Annotated in this window: 19 protein-coding genes; 10 read left to right on the top strand and 9 right to left on the bottom strand. The window is 70.9% G+C overall.

Annotated elements, in window-relative coordinates:
- Positions 1-76 precede the first annotated feature (76 nt).
- Both BM314_RS21585 and BM314_RS21580 read right to left on the bottom strand, forming a co-directional pair.
- Positions 77-1,825, bottom strand: coding sequence for a heparinase II/III family protein (locus BM314_RS21585; RefSeq protein ID WP_091925096.1), 1,749 nt, complete (start codon positions 1,823-1,825; stop codon positions 77-79).
- A 173-nt stretch (positions 1,826-1,998) separates the two neighbouring features.
- Positions 1,999-2,943, bottom strand: coding sequence for a metal ABC transporter solute-binding protein, Zn/Mn family (locus tag BM314_RS21580; RefSeq protein WP_091980116.1), 945 nt, complete (start codon positions 2,941-2,943; stop codon positions 1,999-2,001).
- 155 nt (positions 2,944-3,098) lie between these two features.
- Between BM314_RS21580 and BM314_RS21575 the strand changes: the two genes are divergently transcribed.
- The 7 genes from BM314_RS21575 to BM314_RS21545 all read left to right on the top strand — a co-directional run bounded on the left by BM314_RS21575 (position 3,099) and on the right by BM314_RS21545 (position 12,956).
- Positions 3,099-3,644, top strand: coding sequence for a Spy/CpxP family protein refolding chaperone (locus BM314_RS21575; RefSeq protein ID WP_091682022.1), 546 nt, complete (start codon positions 3,099-3,101; stop codon positions 3,642-3,644).
- Positions 3,645-3,736: 92 nt separating this feature from the next.
- Positions 3,737-5,497, top strand: a complete 1,761-nt coding sequence (locus BM314_RS21570; RefSeq protein WP_091980114.1) for an ABC transporter ATP-binding protein — start codon at positions 3,737-3,739, stop codon at positions 5,495-5,497.
- Positions 5,498-5,600: 103 nt separating this feature from the next.
- Positions 5,601-6,689: a branched-chain amino acid aminotransferase gene (locus BM314_RS21565; RefSeq protein WP_020092892.1), complete on the top strand. Its 1,089-nt coding sequence runs from the start codon at positions 5,601-5,603 to the stop codon at positions 6,687-6,689.
- 174 nt (positions 6,690-6,863) lie between these two features.
- Positions 6,864-8,669, top strand: coding sequence for a DEAD/DEAH box helicase family protein (locus tag BM314_RS21560; protein WP_091980112.1), 1,806 nt, complete (start codon positions 6,864-6,866; stop codon positions 8,667-8,669).
- A 134-nt stretch (positions 8,670-8,803) separates the two neighbouring features.
- On the top strand, positions 8,804-10,090 hold the full coding sequence (gene oxlT, locus BM314_RS21555) for an oxalate/formate MFS antiporter (protein WP_056531965.1): 1,287 nt from the start codon (positions 8,804-8,806) through the stop codon (positions 10,088-10,090).
- Between the two features lie 144 nt (positions 10,091-10,234).
- Positions 10,235-11,980 (top strand): oxalyl-CoA decarboxylase, encoded by a 1,746-nt coding sequence (oxc, locus tag BM314_RS21550; RefSeq protein WP_091980109.1) that lies wholly within the window; start codon positions 10,235-10,237, stop codon positions 11,978-11,980.
- 280 nt (positions 11,981-12,260) lie between these two features.
- Complete coding sequence (locus BM314_RS21545; RefSeq protein WP_091682032.1) at positions 12,261-12,956, top strand: alpha/beta hydrolase; 696 nt, start codon at positions 12,261-12,263, stop codon at positions 12,954-12,956.
- A 3-nt stretch (positions 12,957-12,959) separates the two neighbouring features.
- Here the strand turns inward: BM314_RS21545 and BM314_RS21540 are convergent, their stop codons facing one another.
- From BM314_RS21540 to BM314_RS21530, 3 genes are all read right to left on the bottom strand, one after another.
- Entirely contained in the window at positions 12,960-14,138 is a 1,179-nt protein-coding gene (locus BM314_RS21540; protein ID WP_091980107.1) for an HPP family protein, read from the bottom strand.
- 84 nt (positions 14,139-14,222) lie between these two features.
- A complete protein-coding gene (gene frc / locus BM314_RS21535; RefSeq protein ID WP_020092898.1) occupies positions 14,223-15,473 on the bottom strand; it encodes a formyl-CoA transferase in 1,251 nt (416 codons plus the stop codon).
- Between the two features lie 55 nt (positions 15,474-15,528).
- The gene (locus tag BM314_RS21530; RefSeq protein ID WP_244534811.1) at positions 15,529-16,002 is read right to left on the bottom strand and encodes a PAS domain-containing protein; all 474 of its coding nucleotides are present in this window, start codon (positions 16,000-16,002) and stop codon (positions 15,529-15,531) included.
- Positions 16,003-16,397: 395 nt separating this feature from the next.
- Here BM314_RS21530 and BM314_RS21525 point away from each other — a divergent pair, with 395 nt between their 5' ends.
- Positions 16,398-17,051 carry an ABC transporter ATP-binding protein gene (locus BM314_RS21525; RefSeq protein WP_012322467.1) on the top strand — a complete coding sequence of 218 codons (654 nt, stop codon included), beginning with the start codon at positions 16,398-16,400 and terminating at the stop codon, positions 17,049-17,051.
- A 140-nt stretch (positions 17,052-17,191) separates the two neighbouring features.
- Complete coding sequence (locus BM314_RS21520) at positions 17,192-18,433, top strand: KpsE/RkpR family capsule polysaccharide export protein (protein ID WP_042675235.1); 1,242 nt, start codon at positions 17,192-17,194, stop codon at positions 18,431-18,433.
- Positions 18,434-18,473: 40 nt separating this feature from the next.
- On the opposite strand, the gene BM314_RS21515 is transcribed toward BM314_RS21520, so the two are convergent.
- The gene (locus tag BM314_RS21515; protein ID WP_020092901.1) at positions 18,474-19,070 is read right to left on the bottom strand and encodes a hypothetical protein; all 597 of its coding nucleotides are present in this window, start codon (positions 19,068-19,070) and stop codon (positions 18,474-18,476) included.
- Positions 19,071-19,307: 237 nt separating this feature from the next.
- Here BM314_RS21515 and flhA point away from each other — a divergent pair, with 237 nt between their 5' ends.
- On the top strand, positions 19,308-21,455 hold the full coding sequence (gene flhA / locus BM314_RS21510; RefSeq protein WP_091682035.1) for a flagellar biosynthesis protein FlhA: 2,148 nt from the start codon (positions 19,308-19,310) through the stop codon (positions 21,453-21,455).
- 187 nt (positions 21,456-21,642) lie between these two features.
- Here flhA and BM314_RS21505 read toward each other — a convergent pair whose 3' ends face one another.
- The 3 genes from BM314_RS21505 to fliI form a co-directional block, all read right to left on the bottom strand.
- Positions 21,643-22,710, bottom strand: coding sequence for a lysylphosphatidylglycerol synthase domain-containing protein (locus BM314_RS21505; protein ID WP_020092903.1), 1,068 nt, complete (start codon positions 22,708-22,710; stop codon positions 21,643-21,645).
- Between the two features lie 143 nt (positions 22,711-22,853).
- Positions 22,854-23,261, bottom strand: coding sequence for a flagellar export protein FliJ (gene fliJ, locus BM314_RS21500; protein ID WP_012322462.1), 408 nt, complete (start codon positions 23,259-23,261; stop codon positions 22,854-22,856).
- Positions 23,262-23,410: 149 nt separating this feature from the next.
- The gene (gene fliI / locus BM314_RS21495) at positions 23,411-24,763 is read right to left on the bottom strand and encodes a flagellar protein export ATPase FliI (RefSeq protein WP_020092905.1); all 1,353 of its coding nucleotides are present in this window, start codon (positions 24,761-24,763) and stop codon (positions 23,411-23,413) included.
- Between the last annotated feature and the right edge of the window lie 311 nt (positions 24,764-25,074).

The raw sequence follows: 25,074 nt of genomic DNA, 5'->3' as shown, positions 1-25,074 counted from the left end.
GCCGAAAGTTCGAGATTTTCCGGCGCGGTAGCATGGAAACGGTGAGCCCGGCCAGCCGGCCCTGTCCGGAGACCCGTCAGGGCGCCACGCCGCGCAGGGGCGCGGAGGCCCGACGCTCGAAGCTCCACCGGACTTCCACATCGTCGGATACCCGCAGGTGGAGGACGATCTGGTCGGTCCGGCGCGGTCCGGTCAGGCCCGAGAAGTAGACGCTCTCCTCGATGGCGATCTCGGCGTTCTCGGCGCTGAATACCCAGACCTCCCCGAGCGCCGAGGCGAGTTCCAGCCCCTCCGGGACGCTGCGCACCGCGATGCCGGGATGCAGGTGGAAACGGATCGCCACGTCCTGCGGGCGCAGCCGCCGCCCGCGGCTGAGCCCCTTGCCCTGGCGCAGGAAGGCGTCGCGGCCCTCCAGGCGCGCCGTCGCGTGGAAGAGCTGCCAGCGACGCTCGTGCACGATGCCGAATTCGGGGGCGTAGCCGTTGTGCCGGGCCGCGAGGACGACGCTGTCGGCCTCCTCGGCCCGCTCGGCCGCCACCGCCGACGGACCGCTCAGGACCACGGGCCCGCGCCGGCCGATCAGCCAGTCCGCCAGCAGCCGCTCGCCCCACCACCCGGTGCGGGTGAGGAACCGGCAGGATGAGGCGTGGGCCACCGAGGCCGTCGAATGGGCCGGCGTCGAGCGGGCGAGGAGGCGCAGATCCGCGCCGCTGGCCGGCAGGCCGCAATTGACCACGATGCGCTGCGGCCCGCTCGACATCTCGAAGGCGAGGCAGCCCGCACCGGCATTCACCGCGTAGGGCAGCGGCGGGCTGGCACCGACATCGGCGACGATCACCACCCGGCCGCCCTCCAGGCGCTCGTAGCCCGAGTTCGGCGCGTGCATCAGCGGGCGGGCGAGCGCGCCGTCATAGACCAGCAGGGTCGCGAGATGGTCCGCGTCCGTGGCGCCCATGCCGTTGAAGTGGCTCAGCGAGGCGTCCGGGTGGCGGAGCAGTCGCAGCAGCGGCAGCATCCGGTCGACCGCGCGCAGGAGCGCCAGCGGCGGCTCGACGCTGCGGCTCAGGTAGCTCTGCCGCAGCGGCAGGAGGTCGAGGAGCAGCTCCATGGCGTAGCGCGGGTCGCGGGAGCGGTGGCCGCCGTCGGTCAGGATCTGCCGGTCGAGCTCCCGCGTCAGGATGCGGGTCGCCCGGCGCAGGATCGGCTGGATGCCGTCGCAGCACAGGCCGGCGTAGCAGAGCGCCACCGCGGCGTTCAGGCGCCATTGCGGCGGCACACCGCGCCGGAGGTCGCGCTCGAGCTGCTGGGCGTTGCGGCCGATCGCCTTGAGGAAGTTCTGGTAGAAGCCGTGGTCGGCACCCTCCAGAACGAGGGGCGACTGGCACAGGAACGAGATCAGCCGGCGCGCCGCCACCGGCGTCTGGCGGGCGAGCGCCGCGTCGCCGCGGCCGGCGATGAAATCGGCCACGAAGGCGCGGGCATTGGCGCGGGCCAGCGCGGTGTCGGCGGCGCGCAGGTGGCGCAGCCAGCCGAAGCCGTAGAGCTCGTCGGCCCATTCCGGCGACGGTGCCGCGTAGTCGAAGGGCGAGCCGCCGCTCGCCGCGAGCGATCGGCCGGCGAAGACGAACAACCCGGCATAGATGTCGTCCGCGAAGGTCGCGTCGGAGGTGCGCAGGTCCTGCGGCGCGATCACCAGGCCGGCGACCCGCATCCGGGCGAGGATGTCGGGCGGGGCTGTGACGCTGGCGCCGGCGGCGCGGACCGCGCGCGCGGTCTCGCGCGCGACGAGCCGATAGAAGCGCCAGCGGTCAGGCCCCCAAGCCACGCGATCTCCGAGCTACGCGTTCTGAAGGCCCCAAGGCCTTGAGCCCTCGCGCACGAGGATCGGCTGGCACCCGTTTCGTAAGGCTAGTGGGGGCCTCTTAACCGGCGGTTTACGCTATGTCATGTCCGACGCCGTGAAGGCGAAGGATCGCGGCGACGCGCCCTGACGGCGGGCTAGCCCGGCATCAGCGCGGCGTCGAACGCCTTCAGGTTCGACCGCATCAGGTCGAGATACGTCGCGGCCGGGCCGCCTGGCGCCGAGAGCGCGTCGGAATAGACCTTGCCGCCGACGCGGGCGCCGCTCTCGCGGGCGATCTGCTGCATCTGGCGCGGGTCGCTGATGTTCTCGAGGAACACCGCCGGCACGCGCTCCTTCCGGATCTGGCGGATGATCGCGGCCACGTCCCGCGGGCTCGCCTCGCTGTCCGTCGACACGCCCTGCGGCGCGATGAAGCGCAGGCCGTAGGCCGCCGCGAAGTAGCCGAAGGCGTCGTGGGTCGTGATGATCCGCCGCCGCTCCGGGGGGATGCGGGCGATCGCCGCCCGGACGTCCCGCTCCAGCGCGTCGAGCTCGGCGAGGTAGGCGGCCGCCGCCGCCCGGTAGGCGTCGGCATGGGCCGGATCGACCTTGGCGAGGCCGTCCCGGATGTTCGCCACGTAGGTCCGCACGTTGGCGACGTCCTGCCAGGCATGCGGGTCCACGGCGTGGTCGCCGTGTCCGTGTCCGTGATCGCCGTCCTCGTGGGCGTGCTCGTCCTGCGCGGGGATCGGCTTCACGCCCGCGGAGGCCACCACCACGGGGGCGCGCGTGCCGGAGGCCCGGATCAGCCGGTCGAACCAGCCCTCCAGCCCGAGGCCGTTGACGAACACGATGTCGGCTTCGGCGAGCTTGCGCGCGTCGGCCGGGGACGGGCTCAGGCCGTGCGCGTCGGAGTCCGGACCGACCAGCGTCGCCACCGTCACGTGCGATCCGCCGACCTGCCGGACGAGGTCGCCCAGGATCGAGAAGGTCGCCACCGCCCGCACCGGCCGGTCCTGCGGTGCGGCCGAGACCGGCCCCGCCGATCCGAACCACAGAGTCAGGATCGCGAGCGCCGCGATTCGGAATGTTCTCGCCACGCGCCGCACCGCTCCACCTGCCGCAACCCCGTCGCGCCTGCCACTAATGTAACATTGTTACATACACAAGCGGGATACACGGCAGGTGCCCTATGCGCGGCGTTGGGCGCCGCCGCGGGCCGCGGCGACGTCCCGAGCGTGAGACGGAGATTTCCATGTCCCGACCTTTGACGGCGGCCATCCTGGTGACCGGGGCGCTCGGCCTCGGGCTCGCCGGCGCGGCGGTCGCGCGCGATCACGGACCCGAGGGCTTCCGCGGGCACGGCCGCTGGAGCGCGCTGACCCCCGAGGACCGCGCGGCCTTCACGGATGCCCGCATCGCCGCCCTGCATGCCGGCTTGAAGCTCAACGCCGACCAGGAGAAGCTGTGGCCGCCGGTGGAGACGGCGATCCGCGACATGGCCAAGCTGCGCCAGCAGCGCCGCGAGGCGATGCGCGACCGGCCGAAGTTCAGCGACGACGCCCCGGCGGCGCTGCGGGCGATGGCGGACGCGGCGAGCGCGCGGGGCGACGCCCTGCGCAAGCTCGCCGACGCGTCCCAGCCGCTCTACGCCAGCCTTGACCAGGACCAGAAGCGGCGCGCCATGATCCTCGCCCGGCCGATGGGCCCGATGGGCGGCCACGGCATGCGGGGCGGCTGGCACCGGGACCGCGGTGACGATCGCGGCGACGATCACGGGCCGCGCGGCGACGGCCGCTGAGCAAAAGCCTTGATCCGCGGCGGCGGCGGCGGCAAACCGCAGCCGCCGCGCATCCTGCCCCGGGGCGGCACTGATCCGACCCGGTAGGTCTCATGGCGCGCCTTTCCGGCGACACGGCTCCCCTCCTCGCCCGGCTCTGGCGCACGTGGCTGTACCCGCACCGGGCCACCTTGGCGGTGGTGCTGGTGCTGATCGCCCTGGTCGGCGCCTCGACCGGGCTCTACCCGGCGCTGATCAAGGCCGCCTTCGACGCCTTCGACCGCAAGGACGCTGCCGCCATCGCGTACGGACCGCTGGTGGTGATCGTCGTCACGGCCACGCGCGGCTTCGCCCTCTACGGCCAGACGGTGCTGACCAACCGGGTGGTGACCCGGGTCGAGGCCGACATGCAGGCGGCGCTCTACGGGCATCTCATCGATTCGGATCTCGCCCAGCTCGGCCGCGAGAGCCCGGCGGCGCTCACCCAGCGCTTCACCACCGACTTCGCCTTCATCAAGGAGGCGCTGACCCGCATCTCGACGGTCCTGCTCCGCGACATCGCGATGCTGATCGGGCTCGTGGCGGCGCTGATCTGGATGGATCCGGTGCTGACCCTCGTGGCCGGCGTCACGGTCCCGTTCGTGGCGGGACCGATCGGGCGGATCGGCCGGAAGCTCCGGCGGGTCTCGACCTCGACCCAGGAGCAGATGGGCGCCACCGCCAGCCTGATCTCCGAGAGCCTGCAGGGGGCCCGGGTCGCCAAGGCCTACGCGATGGAGGCCTACCTCAAGGGTCGCGCCGCGGAGGCCCTCGACGAGGTGCGGCGCCTCAAGATGAAGGCCGCCAATGCCCGCGGCCGCCTCGACCCGCTGCTGGAGATCGGCGGCGGCATCGCGGTGGCGGGCGTCCTGGTGCTGGTCGGCCAGCGGGTCCTGGCCGGCGAGAAGACCGTCGGCGACTTCACCGGCTACGTGGCGGCCCTGCTCCTCGCCGCTCAGCCGGCCCGGGCGCTGGGCAACCTCAACGCCATCCTGCAGGAGGCGGCGGCCGCGCTGCGGCGCTACTTCGACGTCATGGACGAGAGTGCCACGATCCGCGAGGCGCCGGAGGCCCGGCCGCTGGCGGTGACCGGCGGCGCGATCCGCTTCGCCGACGTCCGGTTCCGCTACCGGCCGGACGCGCCGGCGCTGGAGGGCATCGACCTCGCGGTCCCGGCCGGATCGGTGACGGCGCTCGTCGGGCGCTCGGGCTCGGGCAAGTCCTCGCTGCTCAACCTCGTTCCGCGCCTCTACGACGTCACCGGCGGCGCCGTGACCATCGACGGCCAGGACGTCCGGGGGGTGACGCTGGCCTCCCTGCGCGCCGCGGTGGCGGTCGTCTCGCAGGAGGTCGTGCTGTTCGACGACACGATCGCCGCCAATATCGGCTTCGGCCGGCCCGGGGCGACGCCCGCGGAGATCGAGGCGGCGGCCGAGGCCGCCGCGGCCCACACCTTCGTCTCGGCCCTTCCGGAAGGCTACGAGTTCCGGGTCGGCCCGGGCGGCGGCCGGCTTTCGGGCGGCGAGCGGCAGCGGGTGGCGCTGGCCCGCGCCTTCCTCAAGGACGCGCCGATCCTGCTCCTCGACGAGGCGACCTCGGCCCTCGATTCCGAATCGGAGCGGCTCGTCCAGGAGGCGCTGACCCGGCTGATGCGCGGCCGCACCACCCTGGTGATTGCCCACCGGCTCTCGACCGTGCGCGACGCCAATCAGATCGCCGTGATGGAGGCGGGCCGGGTGATCGAGACCGGGCGCCACGACGACCTGCTCGCCGCCGGCGGCGCCTACGCGCGCCTGCACCGTCTGCAGCTGTCGGAGCCCGCGACCGCCGAGTGACGCGCCGAGCGACTCGCATGTGCGGCGACGCCGTCATGCGCCGGCTCCGTAGATTCGCGCGCCGGAGCGCGCCATAAGGGCCTCAGTCGATGAGGACCACACCGTGAGCGACCTGACGTTCGAGATCCAAAGTCATCCGGCCCCGCGGACCGCCGAGGAGCGGGCCGCGCTGATGGCGAATCCTGGCTTCGGCAAGGTGTTCACAGACCACATGGTGGTGGCGCGCTACACCGCCGGCCGCGGCTGGCACGACGCGCGGATCCAGGCGCGCGAGGCCATCCCCCTCGATCCCGCCGCCGCGGTGCTGCACTACGCGCAGGAGATCTTCGAGGGCCTGAAGGCCTACCGCACCGCGGACGGCGGCGCGGCTCTGTTCCGGCCGGAGGCCAACGCCCTGCGCTTCCGCCGCTCCGCCGAGCGGATGGCGATGGCGCCCTTCCCGGAGGACGCCTTCGTCGAGGCGATGCGCAGGCTCGTCGAGATCGACCGCGCCTGGATCCCCGACACGCCGGACGGCAGCCTCTACCTGCGCCCGTTCATGATCGCCAGCGAGGCCTTCCTCGGGGTCAAGCCGGCCTCGGAATACCTGTTCGTGACGATCGCCTCGGCCGTCGGCTCCTACTTCAAGGATCCGACCGGCACCGTGACGGTGTGGGTCTCGGAGCACTTCACCCGCGCGGCCCCGGGCGGCACGGGCGCGGCCAAGTGCGGCGGCAACTACGCGGCGAGCCTCGCGGCGCAGTCGGAGGCGGCGTCCCAGGGCTGCGAGCAGGTGGTGTTCCTCGACGCGGCCGAGCGCCGCTACGTCGAGGAGCTCGGCGGCATGAACGTCTTCTTCGTCTTCGAGGACGGCACGCTGGTGACACCGCCGCTCTCGGACAGCATCTTGCCCGGCATCACCCGCGACTCGGTGATCACGCTGGCGCGGGAGGCGGGCCTGACCGTGAAGGAGGAGCCCTACACGATCGACGCGTGGCGCGCCGACGTGCGGGAGGGCCGCCTGACCGAGGCCTTCGCCTGCGGTACCGCCGCGGTGATCACACCGATCGGCACCGTGAAGGGCCGGGAGGAGAGCTTCACCATCGGGAACGGCAAGGCCGGCCCCGTGGCCCAGCGGCTGCGGAGCCTGCTGGTGGACATCCAGCGGGGCAATTCCAATGACGCCCACGGCTGGTTCCAGAAGATCTTCTAAGAACCGGCGTCCGCCCGCGGCCGTGTGGTCGGGGTCGGGACTGCCGGGTTCGCCGCGAGGACCGGGCAGGCGTCTGCCCGATCCAAGCCCTCGTCCCGAGGTCGCGGCGCGCGTTGCGGACTTCTCGGGCGGTCTTCGGCGGAGCGCGCGGTGACGGATACGGCTGCCGCCCGCGTGACGGACGCGTCGGTCCACTCTCCCGAGCCGCCAATCGGCCCCTGGAACCCGGGCGTCCGGTCCGATCTGCCGTCCGCCTTCCTGCCCCTCGTGACCGTCTACCGGCCGGAGCACGTCGAGACGCCGCTCCGCGATGCCCTGGACCTGAGCGATCTCTGCGGGCTGCCCGCCCGCCAGGTCACCCGGTTCCGGGCCGGGCGCCTCGTCGTCCACGAGGTCCTGATCCGGGTGATGTCGGATCTCTCCGTGCCGGTGGGCGAAGTCTACGCCGATCTCGGCGTGAACTTCCGCGCCATCGTCGCGACCATCCTGCGCGAGGGCATCGAGCCGCGCCTCGCCGAGGTCGAGTCCGCCCTTGACCGGATCCGCGCCGAGGCCGACGCGGTGCTCGCCCGCGAGATCGCCGCCATCCTGGAGGAGAGACCTCCCCCGCCGCCGCCAGAGCCGCGCTGGCTCGACCGCCTGCTCGGGCGCCGCCCGCCGACGGTCCAGGCGCCGCGCGAGGATCTCGCGACCCGGGCCCTGCGCCATCTCGAGAGCTGGCAGCGGCGCGCCGCCGAAGCCGGCGACGCCCTGGAGACGGCCGCCTGCGAGGCTCTGCGCGCCGTGGTGTCGGGCCTCATCGCGCGGCAGAATGCGGTCATCCGCGACGCCGCGCTGCTGCGGACCATCGCGGGGACGCTGGTCTCGAACGGCTACGGCAGCCGGCGCGTCGGCGAGCAGATCGAGCCCTGGATCGACGCCGTCGTCGAGGCGCAGCGCTACCGGCGGCTGGCGCCGCAGGATCATCCGGTGGTGATGAACGTGAAGGGCGCCTCGGCGTCCGGAAAGAGCACGATCCGCCCCTACCAGCTCGGCCTCGCCAGGCGGCTGGGCATGGCGTGGTCGGACTTCGCGGTGATCACCCCCGACGTCTGGCGCAAGTACCTCCTCGACTACGACAGCCTGGGCGAAGCTTCGCGGTACGCCGGGACGCTGACCGGCTACGAGGTCGAGATCATCGACATGAAGCTCGACCGCTACGTCACCCGCAAGGCGGCGGAGCGGCGGATCTCGAACCTGCTGATCGACCGGTTCCGGTTCGACAGCTTCCAGGCCGATGCGGGCTCGGACGGCGGCGGCCAGTTGCTCACCCGGTTCGGCGACCGCGTCTACATGCAGTTCATGGTCACGCCTCCGGCCGACACCGTGGAGCGCGCCTGGAAGCGCGGCGAGCTGTTCGGCCGCTACAAGGCCGTCGAGGACCTCCTGGCCCACAACGTCGAGGCCTATACCGGCATGCCGCGCCTGTTCTTCAACTGGGCGCTCTCACGGGACAAGCAGGTGGTCTGCGAGTTCCTCGACAACAGCGTGCCGCTGGGCGAGCGCCCGCGCACCATCGCGTTCTGGGCGGACGGAACTCTCAACATCCTCGACGTGAAGGGGCTGATCGACATCGACCGCTTCCGCAAGGTCGACATCTTCGCCCACGGGCCCGACGCGGTGTTCGACGGCGCCGACCTCTCGGCCTCCGCCAACACCAGCTTCCTGCGCGAATGCCTGCGCCGGATGGCGGTCGTCCGCTTCGTTCAGGCCGAGACCGGCCGGGCCTTCATGCGTCTCGACCGGGGTCGGATCACGGCGCTGGATCCGGGAACCCTGGCGGCGGTGAAGTCGGGGCCCGATTGGGAGGCCGCCTGCGCCCTCATCGGCTTCCCGGCCGACCCGGCCTCGATCCCCGCCCTCGACGACGTTCTGAGCCCCGCGGAGGCACCGACGCTCGGTGCCTGGGGACCGATTCCTCCGGCCGGGCAAACGGAATAATATCGCCGTCCTGACACTTCACCCGGTCCGTCTCACCCTGGTATATTGCATACCTAGAACGGATGTGCATGATCGTCGGGGCACGATAGACGCCGCCAGAGCAAGGCCGCGCCGCCCAAGAGAGAGGCTCAGGGATGGAACGCCAGGATTCGCCTTCGGCGAAATGGTGGCAGCTCGCCTTCGGCGTGATCTGCATGGCCATGATCGCCAACCTTCAATACGGTTGGACCTTGTTCGTGGACCCGATCGACCAGCGCTACCATTGGGGTCGCGCGGCGATCCAGCTCGCGTTCACGCTGTTCGTCGCCACGGAGACCTGGCTGGTGCCGGTCGAGGCGTGGTTCGTCGACCGCTACGGTCCTAAGATCGTCGTCGCCTTCGGCGGCGTGATGATCGCCCTCGCCTGGACCATCAACGCCTACGCCGACAGCCTGGCGATGCTCTATCTCGGCGCCGTCGTCGCCGGCATCGGTGCGGGCTCGGTCTACGGCACCTGCGTGGGCAACGCGCTCAAGTGGTTCCCGGATCGCCGCGGCCTCGCCGCCGGCGCCACCGCGGCCGGCTTCGGCGCGGGTGCCGCCATCACGGTGGTGCCGATCGCCCGCATGATCGCGTCGAGCGGCTACCAGGACGCGTTCCTGTACTTCGGCATCGGCCAGGGCGCCGTGGTGCTGGCCCTCGCCTTCCTGCTGCGCAAGCCGTCGACCAACACGCCGGTCCAGCGCAAGAAGACCCGCCTGCCGCAGACCAAGGTCGACCGCAGCCCCCGCGAGGCGGTGCGCACCCCGGTCTTCTGGGTAATGTACGTGATGTTCGTGATGGTCGCTTCCGGCGGCCTGATGGCGGCGGCGCAGATCGCCCCGATCGCCCACGACTTCCAGGTGGCCGGCGTGCCGGTGAGCCTGTTCGGCCTCCAGATGGCGGCGCTCACGCTGGCGATCTCGCTCGACCGGGTCTTCGACGGGTTCGGCCGGCCGTTCTTCGGCTACGTCTCCGACAACATCGGCCGCGAGAACACGATGTTCATCGCCTTCTCGACGGCGGCGCTGGCGGTGATCGTGCTGCTGACCTACGGTCACGTCCCGATGGTCTTCGTCCTGGCCACCGCGGTGTATTTCGGGGTGTTCGGCGAGATCTACTCGCTGTTCCCGGCGACCTGCGGCGACACGTTCGGCTCCAAGTACGCCGCCAGCAACGCCGGTCTGCTCTACACCGCCAAGGGCACCGCGGCCTTCCTCGTCCCCTTCGCCAGCATCCTGTCGGCGGCCTACGGCTGGTCGGCGGTGTTCACGCTGATCATCGTCCTCAACGTGACGGCGGCGGCGCTGGCGATGTTCGTCCTGCGCCCGATGCGGGCCCGCTACCTCGCCTCGGAGGACCAGCCCGCGGCGCTCAGCGCCCAGCCGATCCGGGCGGCCTGATAGGCCCCCGCCCCACGACGTCGCGCAAGCGACGCCCGACCTTCGCGGATCTCCCACCCTCCCCTCCTCGGGAGTGCGGGGGATCCTCCAGCCAGCCGGCGCCGAGCGCCGCCCGTCCAAACCGATCTTCCGGGAGAAACCGTGATGACCGCAGTCGCCAAGATCGTCCACAGCACCCCCGAGGTCGAGGCCGAGCCCGATCTGACCGACGGCTTCCACCTCGTCATCGACGCGCTCAAGCTCAACGGCATCGACACCATCTACGGTGTCCCGGGCATCCCGATCACCGATCTCGGGCGCATGGCCCAGGCCGAGGGGATGCGGGTGATCTCGTTCCGCCACGAGCAGCACGCCGGCAACGCCGCGGCGATCGCGGGCTTCCTCACCCAGAAGCCGGGCATCTGCCTCACCGTCTCGGCGCCGGGCTTCCTCAACGGCCTGACCGCCCTCGCCAACGCCACCACCAACTGCTTCCCGATGATCCTGATCTCGGGCTCCTCCGAGCGCGAGATCGTCGACCTGCAGCAGGGCGACTACGAGGAGATGGACCAGCTCGCCATCGCCAAGCCCCTGTGCAAGGCGGCCTTCCGGGTGCTGCACGCCGCCGATATCGGCATCGGCGTCGCCCGCGCCATCCGCGCGGCCTGCTCGGGCCGGCCGGGCGGCGTCTACCTCGACCTGCCCGCCAAGCTCTTCTCCCAGGTGATGGACGCCGAGGCTGGCCAGAAGTCTCTGGTCAAGGTGATCGATCCGGCGCCTGCCCAGCACCCCGCCCCCGAGGCGATCGCCCGGGCGCTCGAGGTCCTGAAATCCGCCAAGCGGCCGCTGATCGTGCTCGGCAAGGGCGCCGCCTACGCCCAGGCCGATGACGCCATCCGCGCCCTCGTGGAGACCAGCGGCATCCCCTACGTGCCGATGAGCATGGCCAAGGGCCTCCTGCCCGACACCCACCCGCTCTCGGCCGGCGCGGCGCGCTCGACGGCGCTGAAGGACTCGGACGTGGTGCTGCTGGTCGGCGCCCGGCTGAACTGGCTGCTGTCGCACGGCAAGGGCAAGAGCTGGGGCGAGCCGGGCTCGACCAAGTTCATCCAGATCGACATCGAGCCCCGCGAGATGGACTCGAACGTCGAGATCGTGGCGCCCGTCGTCGGCGACATCGCCTCCTGCGTGCAGGCGCTGCTCGACGGCATGGGCCAGGGCTGGCAGCAGCCCCCGTCCGACTGGATCGAGACGCTCAAGACCAAGCGCGAGGCGAACGTCGCCAAGATGGCGCCGAAGCTCATGAGCAACGCCTCGCCCATGAACTTCCACGCCGCGCTCGGCGCGCTGCGCACCATCGTCAAGGAGCGGCCGGACGCGATCCTCGTCAACGAGGGCGCCAACACCCTCGATCTCGCCCGCGGCATCATCGACATGTACCAGCCGCGCAAGCGCCTGGACGTCGGCACCTGGGGCATCATGGGCATCGGCATGGGCTTCGCCGTCGCGGCCGCGGTCGAGACCGGCAAGCCGGTCCTCTGCGTCGAGGGCGACAGCGCCTTCGGCTTCTCCGGCATGGAGGTCGAGACGATCTGCCGGTACGGCCTGCCGGTCTGCATCGTGGTGTTCAACAACAACGGCATCTACCGCGGTACCGACACGGATCCGACCGGCCGCGACCCGGCCACCACCGTGTTCGTGCCGGATTCCCGCTACGACAAGATGATGGAGGCCTTCGGCGGCGTCGGCTACCACGTCACCACGCCGGACGAGCTGACCCGCGCGGTCAACGAGGCGATGAACTCGGGCCGCCCGGCCCTCGTCAACGCCGTCATCGACCCGGCGGCCGGCAGCGAGAGCGGCAACATCGGCAGCCTCAACCCGCAGAGCGGGATCAAGAAGAAGAAGTGAGGGCGAGACCCTCGCGAGATCTCTGATCCCACACCATCGAAGCCGGGCTCGCGTGTCGAGCCCGGCTCTTTGCCTTGACGAGAACGGCGTCGCGGATCCGCGCGGGACGGTGTTCCGCTGAAGCTCCCGGCCTCCGGGAGACCTTCCCCGCACCGTCATCGCGAGCGAAGCGAAGCGGCCCGGGGCGGCGCGGTCCAGTTCCGCGCGGAGCGCGGGGATGGCTTCGCCGCGCCGGCAGTGACGGCGCCGGATCCGTCATCCGTTCGGTGACGGTGCATCCATGATCGACCCCGACCTCGCCGGCCGCCTGCACTTCCGCCACCGGCTCCCGACCGAGGAGCCCCTCCCCCCGGGCCGGCACGACCTCGGCCTCTTCGCCGAGCGCGACGCGGTGCTGGTGGTCCCCGAGGGCCTCGATCCGCGCCGGCCCTGCCCGCTCGTGGTGCTGTTCCACGGCGGCGGCGGCAGCGCCGAGCGCATCCTGCCGATGCTGGAGGCGCACGCCCGGACCGAGCGCTTCCTGCTCCTCGCGCCGCAATCCCTGTTCCCGACCTGGGACATCGTCATCGCCGGCCACGGGCCCGACCGGGAGCGCGTCGCGGCGGCGCTGGGTCACGTCGCCGACCGGTTCCTGCTCGATCCGCAGCGGCTCTGCTTCGCCGGCCATTCCGACGGCGGCAGCTACACGCTCTCGTCGGGGCTCGCGAACGGCGACGTGGCGAGCCACCTGATCGTCTCGTCGGCGGGATTCCTGTCGGTGCACCTGCAGGTCGGCGCGCCGCGCATCTTCCTGTCGCACGGGACCCAGGACGAGCAGATCCCGATCGACCGGAGCGCCCGGGTCCACGTGCCGGCCCTGCGCGAGGCCGGCTATCCCGTGACCTACGTCGAGTATGACGGACCGCACGCCCACCAGCCGGCCGTGGTGGCGCAGGCGGTCAGGTTCTTCCTGGCGGATCCGCCCGCCGGGCGCTGAGGGTCAGGCCAGCGCGGCCCGGACCGGCGCGCGGGCGCGGATCGGCGCCTCGGGCGCGTCGGCCTCGGACAGGAGCGCCGGGATCAGGTCGGTCTGCGAGACGATTCCGACCAGGCGGCCGTCGTCGTCGACCACCGGCAGGTGGTGAAGCCCCGCCTCCGACATCCGCGGCACCAGGGCGGCCACGGGCGTGTCGGGACCGACCGGCTCGACCGCGCTCATGATGTCGGCCGCGCAGCCGTGGGGGGCGCGGCCGCGCTCGGCGGTGAGGCGCAGGCGGCGGCCGAGACCGAGGCGCGGCCCGCTCCGGTCCCAGGCGGCCTTGTCGAGCAGGTCGGTCTGCGTGACGATGCCGAGGACGCGCGCGCCCTCGTCGGTGACCGGAAGCGCCTTGATGCGGTGACGGCGCAGCAGCCGCATGGCCTCGGAGAGCGGCGCGTCCGGCGCCACCGCGATCACGTCGCGCGACATGATCGCCGCGCAGGTGATCGGGCCCGAGCGGCGGCCGTAGACCCGCATCTGCACGCGCCGCAGGATCTGCTCTAGGTCGCCCCGATCGACGTCCAGGAGCTGGTCGAAATCCTCCAGCGCGGCGTCGAGGTCCGAGGCCCGGAAGCCGACCCGGGCGTCCGAGGGCGGATCCGCCGTCCGGGGCCCGGCCGGGCGCAGGTGCGGGTAGGCGCGCCCGGTGAGGTTGTTGAACAGCAGGGCGGTGGTCAGCAGCAGCAGCGAGTTGACCGCCACCGGCCACAGCACGAAGCCGTAGCCCAGCTCCCGGATCGCCGGGCCGCCGAGCACCGCCGTCAGCGCCACGGCCCCGCTCGGCGGGTGCAGGCAGCGCAGGGCCATCATCAGCGCGATCGCCACCCCGATGGCGCAGGACGCCGCCACGAACGGGTCGCCGATCCAGGCCGCCGCCGTGACGCCGACGAGCGCCGCCACGATGTTGCCGCCGAGGATCGACCAGGGCTGCGCCAGAGGGCTCGCCGGCACCGCGAAGAGCAGCACCGCCGAGGCGCCCATCGGGGCGATCAGCACCGGCAGGGCCTCGGCCGGGACGGAGACCCGGCAGACGAAGCCGGTCGCCAGGATGCCCACGAGGGCACCGGCCGCCGAGCGCAGGCGCTCGCGCTTGCTGACCGGGGTCAGCTCCGGCAGGAAACGGCTGAGGAATGCGCGCATCGGATCCGGGGCTCGCACGTGAAAAGGACGGCGCCCCGGGGAGCGCCGTCCTGTCTCAGGGTCGCTGAAGTCGGGCGGTCCTTATCAGACCGCGCGGGCCTCGTGCATCGCCCGGATCTGCTCCTGGGTGTAACCCAGGTCTGCGAGCACCTCATCGGTGTGCTCGCCGAGCAGCGGCGACGCCTTCACCTCGACCTGCATATCGGAGAACTTGATCGGGCTTCCGACGGTCAGGTACTTGCCGAGCTTCGGGTGCGCCACCTCGACGACGGTGCCGCTCTCGCGCAGGGACTTGTCCTCGGCGATCTCCTTCATCGACAGCACCGGCGCGCAGGGGATGTCGTAGGTGCGCAGGATGTCGACCGCCTCGAACTTGGTCTTGTCGGCGAGCCACTCCTCGATCGTCTTGAAGATGTCGAAGATCTTGTCCTGGCGGGCCCGCGGCGTGTTGTAGCCCGGGTCGGTGATCCACTCCTCCTTGCCGAGCGCCTTGCAGATCGGCGCCCAGGCGTGGCCCTGGATCGTGAAGTAGATGTAGGCGTTCGGGTCGGTCTCCCAGCCCTTGCACTTCAGCACCCAGCCCGGCTGGCCGCCGCCGCCCGCGTTGCCGCCGCGCGGCACCACGTCGGAGAACTCGCCGTGGGGGTACTGCGGGTACTCCTCGAGGTAGCCGAGCGCGTCGAGGCGCTGCTGGTCGCGCAGCTTCACGCGGCAGAGGTTGATCACCGAGTCCTGCATCGACACGGCGACCTTCTGGCCCTTGCCGGTCTTGTTCTTCTGGTGGAGCGCCGTGAGGATGCCGATGGCGAGGTGCATGCCGGTGTTGGAGTCACCGAGCGCGGCGGCGCTGACGGTGGGCGGCCCGTCCCAGAAGCCCGTGGTCGAGGCGGCACCGCCCGCGCACTGGGCGACGTTCTCGTAGACCTTCAGGTCCTCGTAGTGGTGGCCGTCCGAGAAGCCCTTCACCGAGGCGAGGATCATGCCCGGGTTCAGCTCCTGGATGCGGGCCCAGGAGAAGCCCATCCGGTCGAGGGCGCCGGGACCGAAATTCTCGACCATGACGTCGGAGTCCTGGATGAGCTTCTCGAGGACTTCCTTGCCGGCCTGGGTCTTGGTGTCGAGGGTGAGCGAGCGCTTGTTGGAGTTCAGCATCGTGAAGTAGAGCGCGTCCGCGTCCTCGACGTGGCGCAGCTGCGTGCGGGTCACGTCGCCGGCGCCGGGGCGCTCGACCTTGATCACGTCGGCGCCGAACCAGGCGAGGAGCTGCGTGCAGGCCGGGCCGGCCTGGACGTGGGTGAAGTCGATGATCTTGATGCCTTCCAGCGGCTTGCTCATTGGGCGTTCTCCCTGTGCGGTTCAGTGATCGGGTCCTTCGGATGGTCCGGCGGGCTCAAGGCGCCCGACGGGCCGGATCCGAGGAAGCTTCGAGTTCGGCGACGCGCTGGCGCAGGCGCTTCTCCTCGGCCCAGCGCTCGGTCTCGTCGCGGATCACGGCGACGATCCCGGTCACCCGGTCGGAGGCGTCCCGCACCATCCCCACCGTGAAGGCGATGGATAGCTGGCGGCCGTCCTTGTGGAGCGCCGGCACCCTCAGGGTCTCTGCCCCGTAGCGGGTGACGCCGGTGCGCATGGTCTTGGCGTAGCCGTCCCAGTGGCGGCGTCGGTGCCGCTCGGGTGTAATCAGATCGAGGGTCTGGCCCAGGGCCTCGGCGGCGGTGAAGCCGAAGATGCGCTCCGCGGCTGGGTTCCAGACCGTGATGGCGCCGTCCGGATCGGACACCACCACCGCGTCGCCGATCGCCTCGGCCAGACCATGGATTTCGTGTGAACCGGGCGCGGCCAGGGTCGGCCCGGTCGCCGTCATGGGCGCCACCCGGTCGGCGGCGCGGATGAGAGGTGGATCGCGGCAGTCCGGCGCCTTGTCATGGGGCGGCCCTTCCTGAACGTCACGCGCGGAAACGGCGGTAAAATTCCGGTCCCGCATCCTTGAAGGGCTGTCACCCGCCCTCTTCGGTTGGTATTTGGTATGCCAAATGGAGAATGGCGTCAACCGACGGGGTGACAGGTGGCACTTTTCTTCAAGCGACCGGTGGAGCTTTCCGAGCGAAGCCGTCTGCAGACGCGCGCCGTTCGATCGCCGCCGCGCGACGCGGCAAGGCGCTCATGTCCTTCTCAGATTTGCCGCTTTCGGCGAGCAGGACTCCGCCCGTCAGGCAGCTCGGACCGGCGGTTCGGCACACCGCCCGGGAGACCATTTCGGTGATCCGTTTCGAGAAAGTCAGCAAGGTCTACCGGACGGAAGGCCACCGGCGGACCATCCTGGAACAGGTGTCGTTCACCCTGAAGCCGGGCGTGTCCTACGGCATCCTCGGCATCAACGGCGCCGGAAAATCCACTACGATGCGGCTGATCGCCGGCACCGAGGACGCGACGCGCGGCCGGATCCACCGCGGCCTCAGGGTCTCGTGGCCCCTCGGCTTCGCCGGCGGCTTCCATCCCAAGATGACCGGGCGCGACAACGTCACCTTCGTGGCGCGCATCTACGGCGAGGACCCGCGCAAAGTGCTCGATTTCGTCGAGGACTTCTCGGAACTCGGAAGCTACCTCGACGTGCCGATCTACACGTATTCGTCGGGCATGGGCGCGCGGCTCGCCTTCGGCATGAGCATGGCGATCCCGTTCGACTGCTACCTGATCGACGAGATCACTTCGGTCGGCGACGCGCGGTTCTCGAAGCGCTGCGACGAGGTCTTCTCGCAGCGCCGGAAGAACGCCGACATCATCATGGTCTCGCACTCCATGGAGACCATCCGGCAGTGGTGCACGCAGGGGTTGGTCCTGCTGAACGGTCGCGCGATCATCTACGAGGACGTGAACGACGCCATCGAGGTGTACCGGCGCCTTAACGCCTGACCGCGCCGGCGGCGGCCGGACCGCGACGACATGCTTTTGCCGCCTCGCCGTGCGAGAGACGGTCGCGGCGCCGGGTGCGGCGCGCGCGGGATCCCGGTAACGGGTCGACCTTCGAGGCCGGGGAGGCCGGGAATCAGACCATGAACATGGAGATCCGGAAGGCCGAGGGGCAGCCGGTCACGCCCGCGGACCGCCAGCAGGCGGTGAGCGAGTCGCTGCGGCAGATCGCGCGCATGTCGCGCTTCGCCGACCGCAAGAAGGGCATCCGGTCCTTTCAGGCCGACGCCAAGAACGATCCCTGGATCCCGATCCTGTTCGTCGTCTGCTTCCTGCTGCCGACGCTCGCCGGGGCGGCCTATTACGGCCTGATCGCCTCGGACCGCTACGTCAGCGAGGCGCGATTCGCGATCCGGCCGGCCATCGGCTCCGCCGAGAAGACGTCCTCGGAGACCGGCGGGACGAATTCCGGCATGGCGAACCAGATGGTGGCGCAGGACACGCTGATCACGCGCGAGTTCATCCTCAGCCGTCCGATGCTGGAGCTCCTCGAGGCGCAGCTCCCGCTGCGCCAGTGGTTCAGCAACGAGTCCATCGATTACTTCTCGCGGTTCGATCCGGAGAAGCCGATCGAGAAGTTCGTCCGCTACTGGAAGCGGCGCGTCGGCGTCGAGGTCGAGGCCGGATCCGGCATCTTGTCGGTGGAGGTCGAGGCCTTCGATCCCCAGGAATCCCTCGCCATCGCCAAGGCCATCATGAAGGAGGCCGAGCGCAAGGTGAACGACCTCAGCGTCAAGTCGCGCGAGGATGCCGTCGCCGAGAGCACGCGGGAGCTGCGGCTCGCCGAGGAGCGCATGACCAAGATCCGCCTCGCGACGCGCGACCTGCGCAACCGCGAGGGCGTGCTCGACGCGCAGAAGACGAACGACATCAACGTCAAGATGATCGCCGAGATGCGGGCCTCGCGGATCAACCTCGCGCTCCAGCTCGCGATCGGGCAGCGGGACCTCGGTCCCGACGCGCGCCGGATCATCGACATCAAGCAGCAGATGAAGGACCTCGACGACAACATCGCCCGGATCGAGCGGCAATCCGCCAGCCAGGATCCGGAGCAGAAGCGCCTGCTCTCCGACGCGTTGACCAAGTTCGAGGTCCTGGAGAACGACCGCAAGAACGCCGAGAAGTACTATCAGCAGGTGCTGACCGCCCACGAGCGCGCGCGCATCATCGCGGCCCGGCAGATCGAGTTCTTCAGCCCGATCGTCGAGCCGGTGAAGGCCGAATCCTCCACCGAACCGCGGCGGCTCCTGATGATCGCGTTGATCACCGCGGGCGCCGGCGTCCTGTTCGGCGCCGCGATGTTCGCCCGGAAGATGATGACCTGACGCGCGTCCCGCCGGGTTCGCCCGGGACGGTCCGGTATCTTCAGCGGCCGGCCCCGGTGCCCCGGTCGTCCGCCGCCGGGCCGATGGTGCCGCCGGTCCAGCCCTGGGCGCGCCAGCCCTCGGCGCGCTGGTCGAGATCGATCGACCCCGCTTGGTCGAGAATGGACAGGACGCGCTCGGCCCGGGACTCGTCGGCGCGCACCGTCACCAGGGTACCGCCGCGACGCACGCCCTCGGCGTAGGTCTCGGCCTCGTCGGCGCTGAGGCCCGCCGCGGTCAGGCCGCCGATCAGGCCGCCGGCCGCGGCGCCCACGCCGGCGCCCGTCACGGTGGCGACGAGCCAGCCCGCCGCCGCCACCGGCCCGAGCCCCGGGATCGCCAGGAGGCCCAGCCCAGCGAGCAGGCCGGCGCCGCCGCCCAGGACCGTGCCGACCGTGGCCCCGGTACCGGCGGAATCCGCCGCGTCCACCGGTCGGGGAACGGCGGTCCCGGGCGCCCGCGGCGGGACCGCGGGCTCGTTGCGATTCGCGATGATGCTGATGTCCGCGTGGGGGATGCCGGCGGCCTCCAGCCGGTCCACCGCCCCCGCGGCGGCGTCGTAATCGTCGAACAGGGCGGTCAGGGCGCGCAGGGCCATCGAGCTCTCCCGGTATGTCCGGGCCTGGGCCCGGAGACGTGGCGGCGGCGCGGGCGGCCCGGACGCGGGCGCGGTCGGATGCCGGATCGACGCTCTCGCCGACCGATCAAGCGATCGCGGCGGCCCGGGTTCCCGCGAGCGCCGCCCCCATCTTAACGCCGCGCTAACCATCCGCTCGGCAGATCTTGCCGGGTACGTCCCGGGCCTGTCCCGGGCGAACGGCAGCGGATGGCATCGATGGCAGAGACGGCGAGCGCGCCGGCACAGACAGGAGCGGCGGCCGTCCTCGGCCAGCTCGCGCTGCCGACGCGCGGCGATCTCCAGGCGCTGTCGAAGCGGTCGGACCTGCTGTTCGCGACCGGCGTGCTGGGGATCCTGGCGGTCCTCATCTTCCCGTTGCCGGCGATCCTGCTCGACCTGCTGCTGGCAGTGTCGATCATCCTGTCGGTCCTGATCATGATGACCGGCCTGTCGATCGACAACCCGCTGGAATTCACCGTCTTCCCGACGCTGCTGCTCATCGCCACGATGTTGCGGCTCGCCCTCAACCTCGCCTCGACGCGCCTGATCCTCGGGCACGGGCACGAGGGCACGGCGGCGGCCGGGCACGTCATCGAGGCCTTCGGCCACTTCGTGATGGGCGGCAACTTCGTCATCGGGATCATCGTGTTCGCGATCCTGATCATCGTGAACTTCGTGGTGATCACGAAGGGCTCGGGCCGCATCGCCGAGGTCGCGGCCCGCTTCACCCTCGACGCGATGCCCGGCAAGCAGATGGCCATCGACGCCGACCTGTCGGCCGGCCTGATCGACGAGAAGACCGCGAAGGCGCGGCGCGCGGCGCTCGAGGAAGAATCCTCCTTCTTCGGCGCCATGGACGGTGCCTCGAAGTTCGTGCGCGGCGACGCGGTGGCGGCCCTGCTGATCACCTTCATCAACGTGGTCGGCGGCATCATCATCGGGGTGGCGCAGCAGGGCCTGAGCTTCGGCGAGGCCGCCAAGAGCTACACCCTGCTGACCATCGGCGACGGCCTCGCGAGCCAGGTCCCGGCGCTGATCGTGTCGACGGCGGCGGGCCTGCTGGTCTCGAAGGCCGGCGTGCGCGGCGCCGCCGACAAGGCGCTCGGCAAGCAGCTCGCGCACTATCCCAAGGCGCTGGGCATGTCGGCCGCGGTGATGCTGCTGATCGCCCTCCTGCCCGGCATGCCGATGCTGCCCTTCGTCCTGCTGGGCGGCGGCGCCGGCTACGCGGCGTGGCGCATCAACAAGACCGCCAAGCTCGCGCCGCCGCTCGACGCCCTGGGCGCCCCGATGGATGCGGCCGCGGTCGCTGCGGCCAGCGCCGCCAAGGAGGAGACGGTCACCGACCTGCTGAAGCTCGACGACCTCAAGCTCGAGATGGGCTACGCGCTCCTCGCCCTGGTCAACGGCGAGGGCCAGGACCGGCTCACCGACCAGATCAAGGCCCTGCGCCGCCAGCTCGCCGCGGAACTCGGCTTCGTGATGCCGTCGGTGCGCATCCTCGACAACGTCCAGCTCGACGCCAACGCCTACGTGGTGCGGGTCAAGGAGATCGAGGCGGGCACCGGCCGGATCTTCCCGGGCCAGTTCATGGCGATGGATCCGATGGGCGGTCAGGTCCAGCTGCCCGGACAGCACATGCTGGAGCCGACCTTCGGCCTGCCGGCAACCTGGATCGACGCGGCCCTGCGCGACCAAGCGCAGCTCAAGGGATACACCGTGGTCGATGCCGCCACCGTCGTGTCGACGCACCTGACCGAGATCATCAAGGCCCACGTCTCCGAGCTACTCAACCACGTCGAGGTCTCGAAGCTGCTGCGCGAGCTGCCCAAGGAGCACGCCGAGCTGCTCAAGGAGATCGTGCCGTCGCAGATCTCCACCACCGGCATCCAGCGCGTGCTGCAGTTCCTGCTCGCCGAGCGGGTCTCGATCCGCGATCTCGGGGCGATCGTGGAGGCGATCGCCGAGGTGGCGGGCGCGGTGAAGAACCCCCGCGACGTGGTCGAGCACGTCCGGGCGCGCCTCGGCCGGCAGATCTGCGCGCAGTACCAGGACCCGAACGGCATGCTGCCGATCATCACCCTGTCGCCGGCCTGGGAGCAGGCGTTCATGGAGTCGATCGTCGGCGAGCGCGAGGAGCGCTACCTCGCGATGCAGCCCTCGAAGCTCAGCGAGTTCGTCAACACCGTGCGCGACCGCTTCGAGACGGCGGCGCGCCAGGGCGAGATGCCGGTGCTCGTCACCTCCGCCCAGACGCGGCCCTTCGTGCGCTCGATCATTGAGCGCTTCCGCCGCGAGACGCCGGTGATGAGTCAGGCGGAGATCCACCCGCGGGCGCGGCTGCGGACGGTGAACTCGATCTGAGGACCCAGGGGCCGCGACACCGGCGTGGGCAGACTCGTGCCGGCGCACGGGCCGAGGGAGAAATCACGGGATCGGCGCGCGCCGCGCGCAGACGAAGCGCGCGGCGAAGCGATCCCGGGTTTCGCGGTGTGGCGCGCGGGGGCTGAGGCGGCGGCGTCACCCCCGCGTCGAGACGGCGGTCAGGCCCTCAGATCGCTTTCTGCTTGAGCTCCCGCTCCAACTCGTGCGCGTCGAGACCGGGAACGACGACGGGCGGCTCCGGCACGGCGGCCGCCTTGGGCCCGTGCGCGGCCGAGCCGATCGCCGCGGCCAGCCGCGAGCGCTCGAAGGCGATCACCACGATCACCGAGACCAGGGCCGGGAGCCAGAAGTAGAAGATCCGGAAGATGATCACCGCCGCGATGATCGCGTCCTTCTGCGCCTCGTCGGTGATGTGCATCGCGGTGATGAACACGATCTCGAACACGCCGAGGCCGCCCGGCGCGTGCGAAGCCAGCGCCACCGAGAAGGAGGCCAGGAAGATCGCCAGGACCGGGATGAAGCCCGGGTTCATCGCCTCCGGCAGGGCGAAGTAGATGATGCCCGCCGCGCCCAGGAGCTCCAGCGGCGCCGCGAGCAGCTGGCGCCCCATGATGCCGGGCCGGGGATATTCGAGCTTGAACGACCGGATGTGCAGCGGCCGCAGGTGCAGGATCGAGCCGATCACGTACAGGCCGACGAAGCCCAGCATGCCGATGCCGACGATCAGCGCGGTCTTGGAATCGGTGAGGAAGCCCGGGAGCTTGCCCTCGAGGCGCGTCAGCAGGTTCGGATCGACCACCAGCGTGAAGCCGCCGAGGAGGACGGTCCCGAGGAAGAACGTGAACGAGCAGAGCGCCACCAGCACGGCGACCTGCGCCGCCGTCAGGCCCTTGGCCGTGTAGGCCCGGTAGCGGACCAGGGCGCCCGAGAAGACCGAGGCGCCGATATTGTGCGAGAGCGCGTAGGTCGTGAACGAGCAGAGCGAGACGAAGAGCCACGAGATGTGGCGCACGCCCAGATGCAGCAGGGCGATCCGGTCGTACCAGGCGAGCGCCGCGTAGGCGACCAGGGTCGACAGGGCCGCCAGCAGGATCCGGTGGGGCGGGATCGCGAGGATCGCGGCCCAGATCGCCGCGAGCGAGGTCGTCTTCAATTCCTGGTAGAGGAAGTAGCCCGATATCACGACGGCCGCGAGGCCGATCAAGGGCCAGATGAACTCGCTGATCTTCTTCATGAACACCGACGCCCTGGGGAGAGCCCCTGATGCGCCGGCACGCGACGCGCTGCAAGCGGCATGGCGCCGCCGCGATCCCCCTTGTCAGGTGATCGTGACGGTTTCGTGCCGCGGAAGCCGGCCGAGCGGTCCGACGGGCCGCGTCAGCCCCGGGCGCGGTTGAGGCCGATCCCGTCCATGGCGGCCTGATCGCGGGCCGATTCGGCAGCGCGCTCGGCGGTCCGCTCGCGGTCGTTCAGGATCTCGACCTTCTTGAGCTCCTCGAACGCCTCGCCCAGCTCGGCCTTCGCCTCGGCGAGCTGACCCTCGAGCGCCTGGGCGGACTGGATCATGTTGTCCCGGCGCGTCGCCGCGGCCCGGGCGTAGGTCGGGTAGGCGAAGTGACCGACGTCCGTGATTCCGGCCCGGGCCTCCTCGACGGCGACCTCGCGATCGAGCTCCACCGCCATGCGCTGGAAGTCGGCCATCATCATCTCGATCTGGGTCACGCGCCGGCGCTTCTCGTCGACCTGGAAGCGGCGCAGGCGGATCAGCGTGTCACGCGATTTCATCAGGACGCTCACTCCACGCAACGCTTGAGGCCGCACCCGGGATCGTGCCCGGACCGAGCCTGTGTGCGAGCCTGCCCACGGCAGACCCGCCCGGATCCCCCACGTGCACCATGATCGCGCCGAAGCGTTAACGCCCCGGCCCATGGTGCCTAGGCCCTGCCGACGATCTCGGTGAGCCGTGCGTAACCATCGCCGATGGACGTTGCTTCTTCCTTACCCTGCCCCAGAAAAGCCTCAAGATCGGGCATGAGCGCGACCGCCTCGTCGACCTCCTGGGAGGAGCCCGCCCGGTAGGCGCCGAGCCGGATCAGCTCCTCCATGTCGGCGTAGGTCGACAGCAGCCGCCGCGCCCGCCGTACGACCGGGAGGTAGGCCGGGTCGCAGGAGCGCGGCATGGTGCGCGAGACCGAGCGCAGAACGTTGATCGCCGGGTAGCGCCCGCGCTCCGCGATGGCGCGCTCCATGACGATGTGACCGTCGAGGATGCCCCGCACCGCGTCGGCCACGGGCTCGTTGTGGTCGTCGCCCTCGACCAGGACGGTGAACAGGGCCGAGATCGTGCCCTGCCCCACCCCGGGACCGGCGCGCTCGAGCAGGCGCGGCAGCTCCGAGAAGACGGTCGGCGTGTAGCCCTTGGCGGTGGGCGGCTCGCCGGCGGCGAGGCCGATATCGCGCTGGGCCATGGCGAAGCGCGTGATCGAGTCGATCATGCACAGGACCTTGGCGCCCTGATCGCGGAAGTGCTCGGCGACCGACAGGGTCACGTAGGCCGCGTTCCGGCGCATCAGGGCCGGCTCGTCGGAGGTCGCCACCACGACCACCGAGCGCGCGAGCCCCGCGGCGCCCAGATCGTCTTGGAGGAATTCCTGCACCTCGCGGCCGCGCTCGCCCACGAGGCCGATCACCGCCACATCGGCGGCCGTGTAGCGGGCCAGCATCGACAGCAGCACGGACTTGCCGACGCCGGACCCGGCGAAGATGCCCATCCGCTGGCCCGCGCACATGGTCAGGAAGGTGTTGATGCACCGGACGCCCAGATCGAGCGGTCCACCGACGCGTGTGCGGGCATGGGCGGGGGGCGGGTCCGCGCGCAGGGGGTAGACGTCTGGCCCCTGCACAAGGGGGCCCAGCCCGTCGACCGGCCGCCCGAGGGCGTCGATCACCCGGCCGAGCCAAGCGCCGGAGGGCCGGATCGCGCCGGCCGATTCGTCGCGGACATAGGCGGGGCATCCGCGCCGCACCCCCTCGAGCGAGCCGAACGGCATCGCGAGCGCCCGATCGCCCTGGAACCCGATGACCTCGCAGGGCACCAGCCCGTGGCCGTTGGCACCCTCGACGTCGACCCGGCCACCGAGTCGCATCGCGGCCACAGGTCCGGCGACCTCCACCAGCAGGCCGCGGATCGCCACGACCCGCCCGAACGTCTCCAGCACCTCGATCCGCTCGAGGGCGGCCTGCGCCGACGCGAGCGAAGCAACGGATCTTGCCGGATCCTGTGTCATCGGCCTGGCTCTCAACGCTTCGTTTACCGGCCTCCTTAACACTGCGGGTCACGGGCTCGTAGCGGCTCGATCCGGGTCGCGACCACAATCGCGCCCGACGAAGTCGTACCGGTGTGTCCGACGGACAACACCGGGGATCGAACCGTTGCGCAGGAAGTACTTACGCCGAAGGGGGCGAGCGGCCTGGACGGGGGCGGATCGGAATCGGGGCCGAGGGCGAGGCCGGAGGAACGGTGTTTCTCCTGTCAAGCTCGCGGAACTTCGAACGAGACGCTTGCGGGCAGGAATCAGGTTTTGTTAACGATTAATCC

Origin of the sequence: Methylobacterium sp. 13MFTsu3.1M2, assembly GCF_900112625.1 — a bacterium.
GTDB lineage: Bacteria > Pseudomonadota > Alphaproteobacteria > Rhizobiales > Beijerinckiaceae > Methylobacterium.
This window is presented reverse-complemented; position numbering and strand designations above follow the sequence as displayed.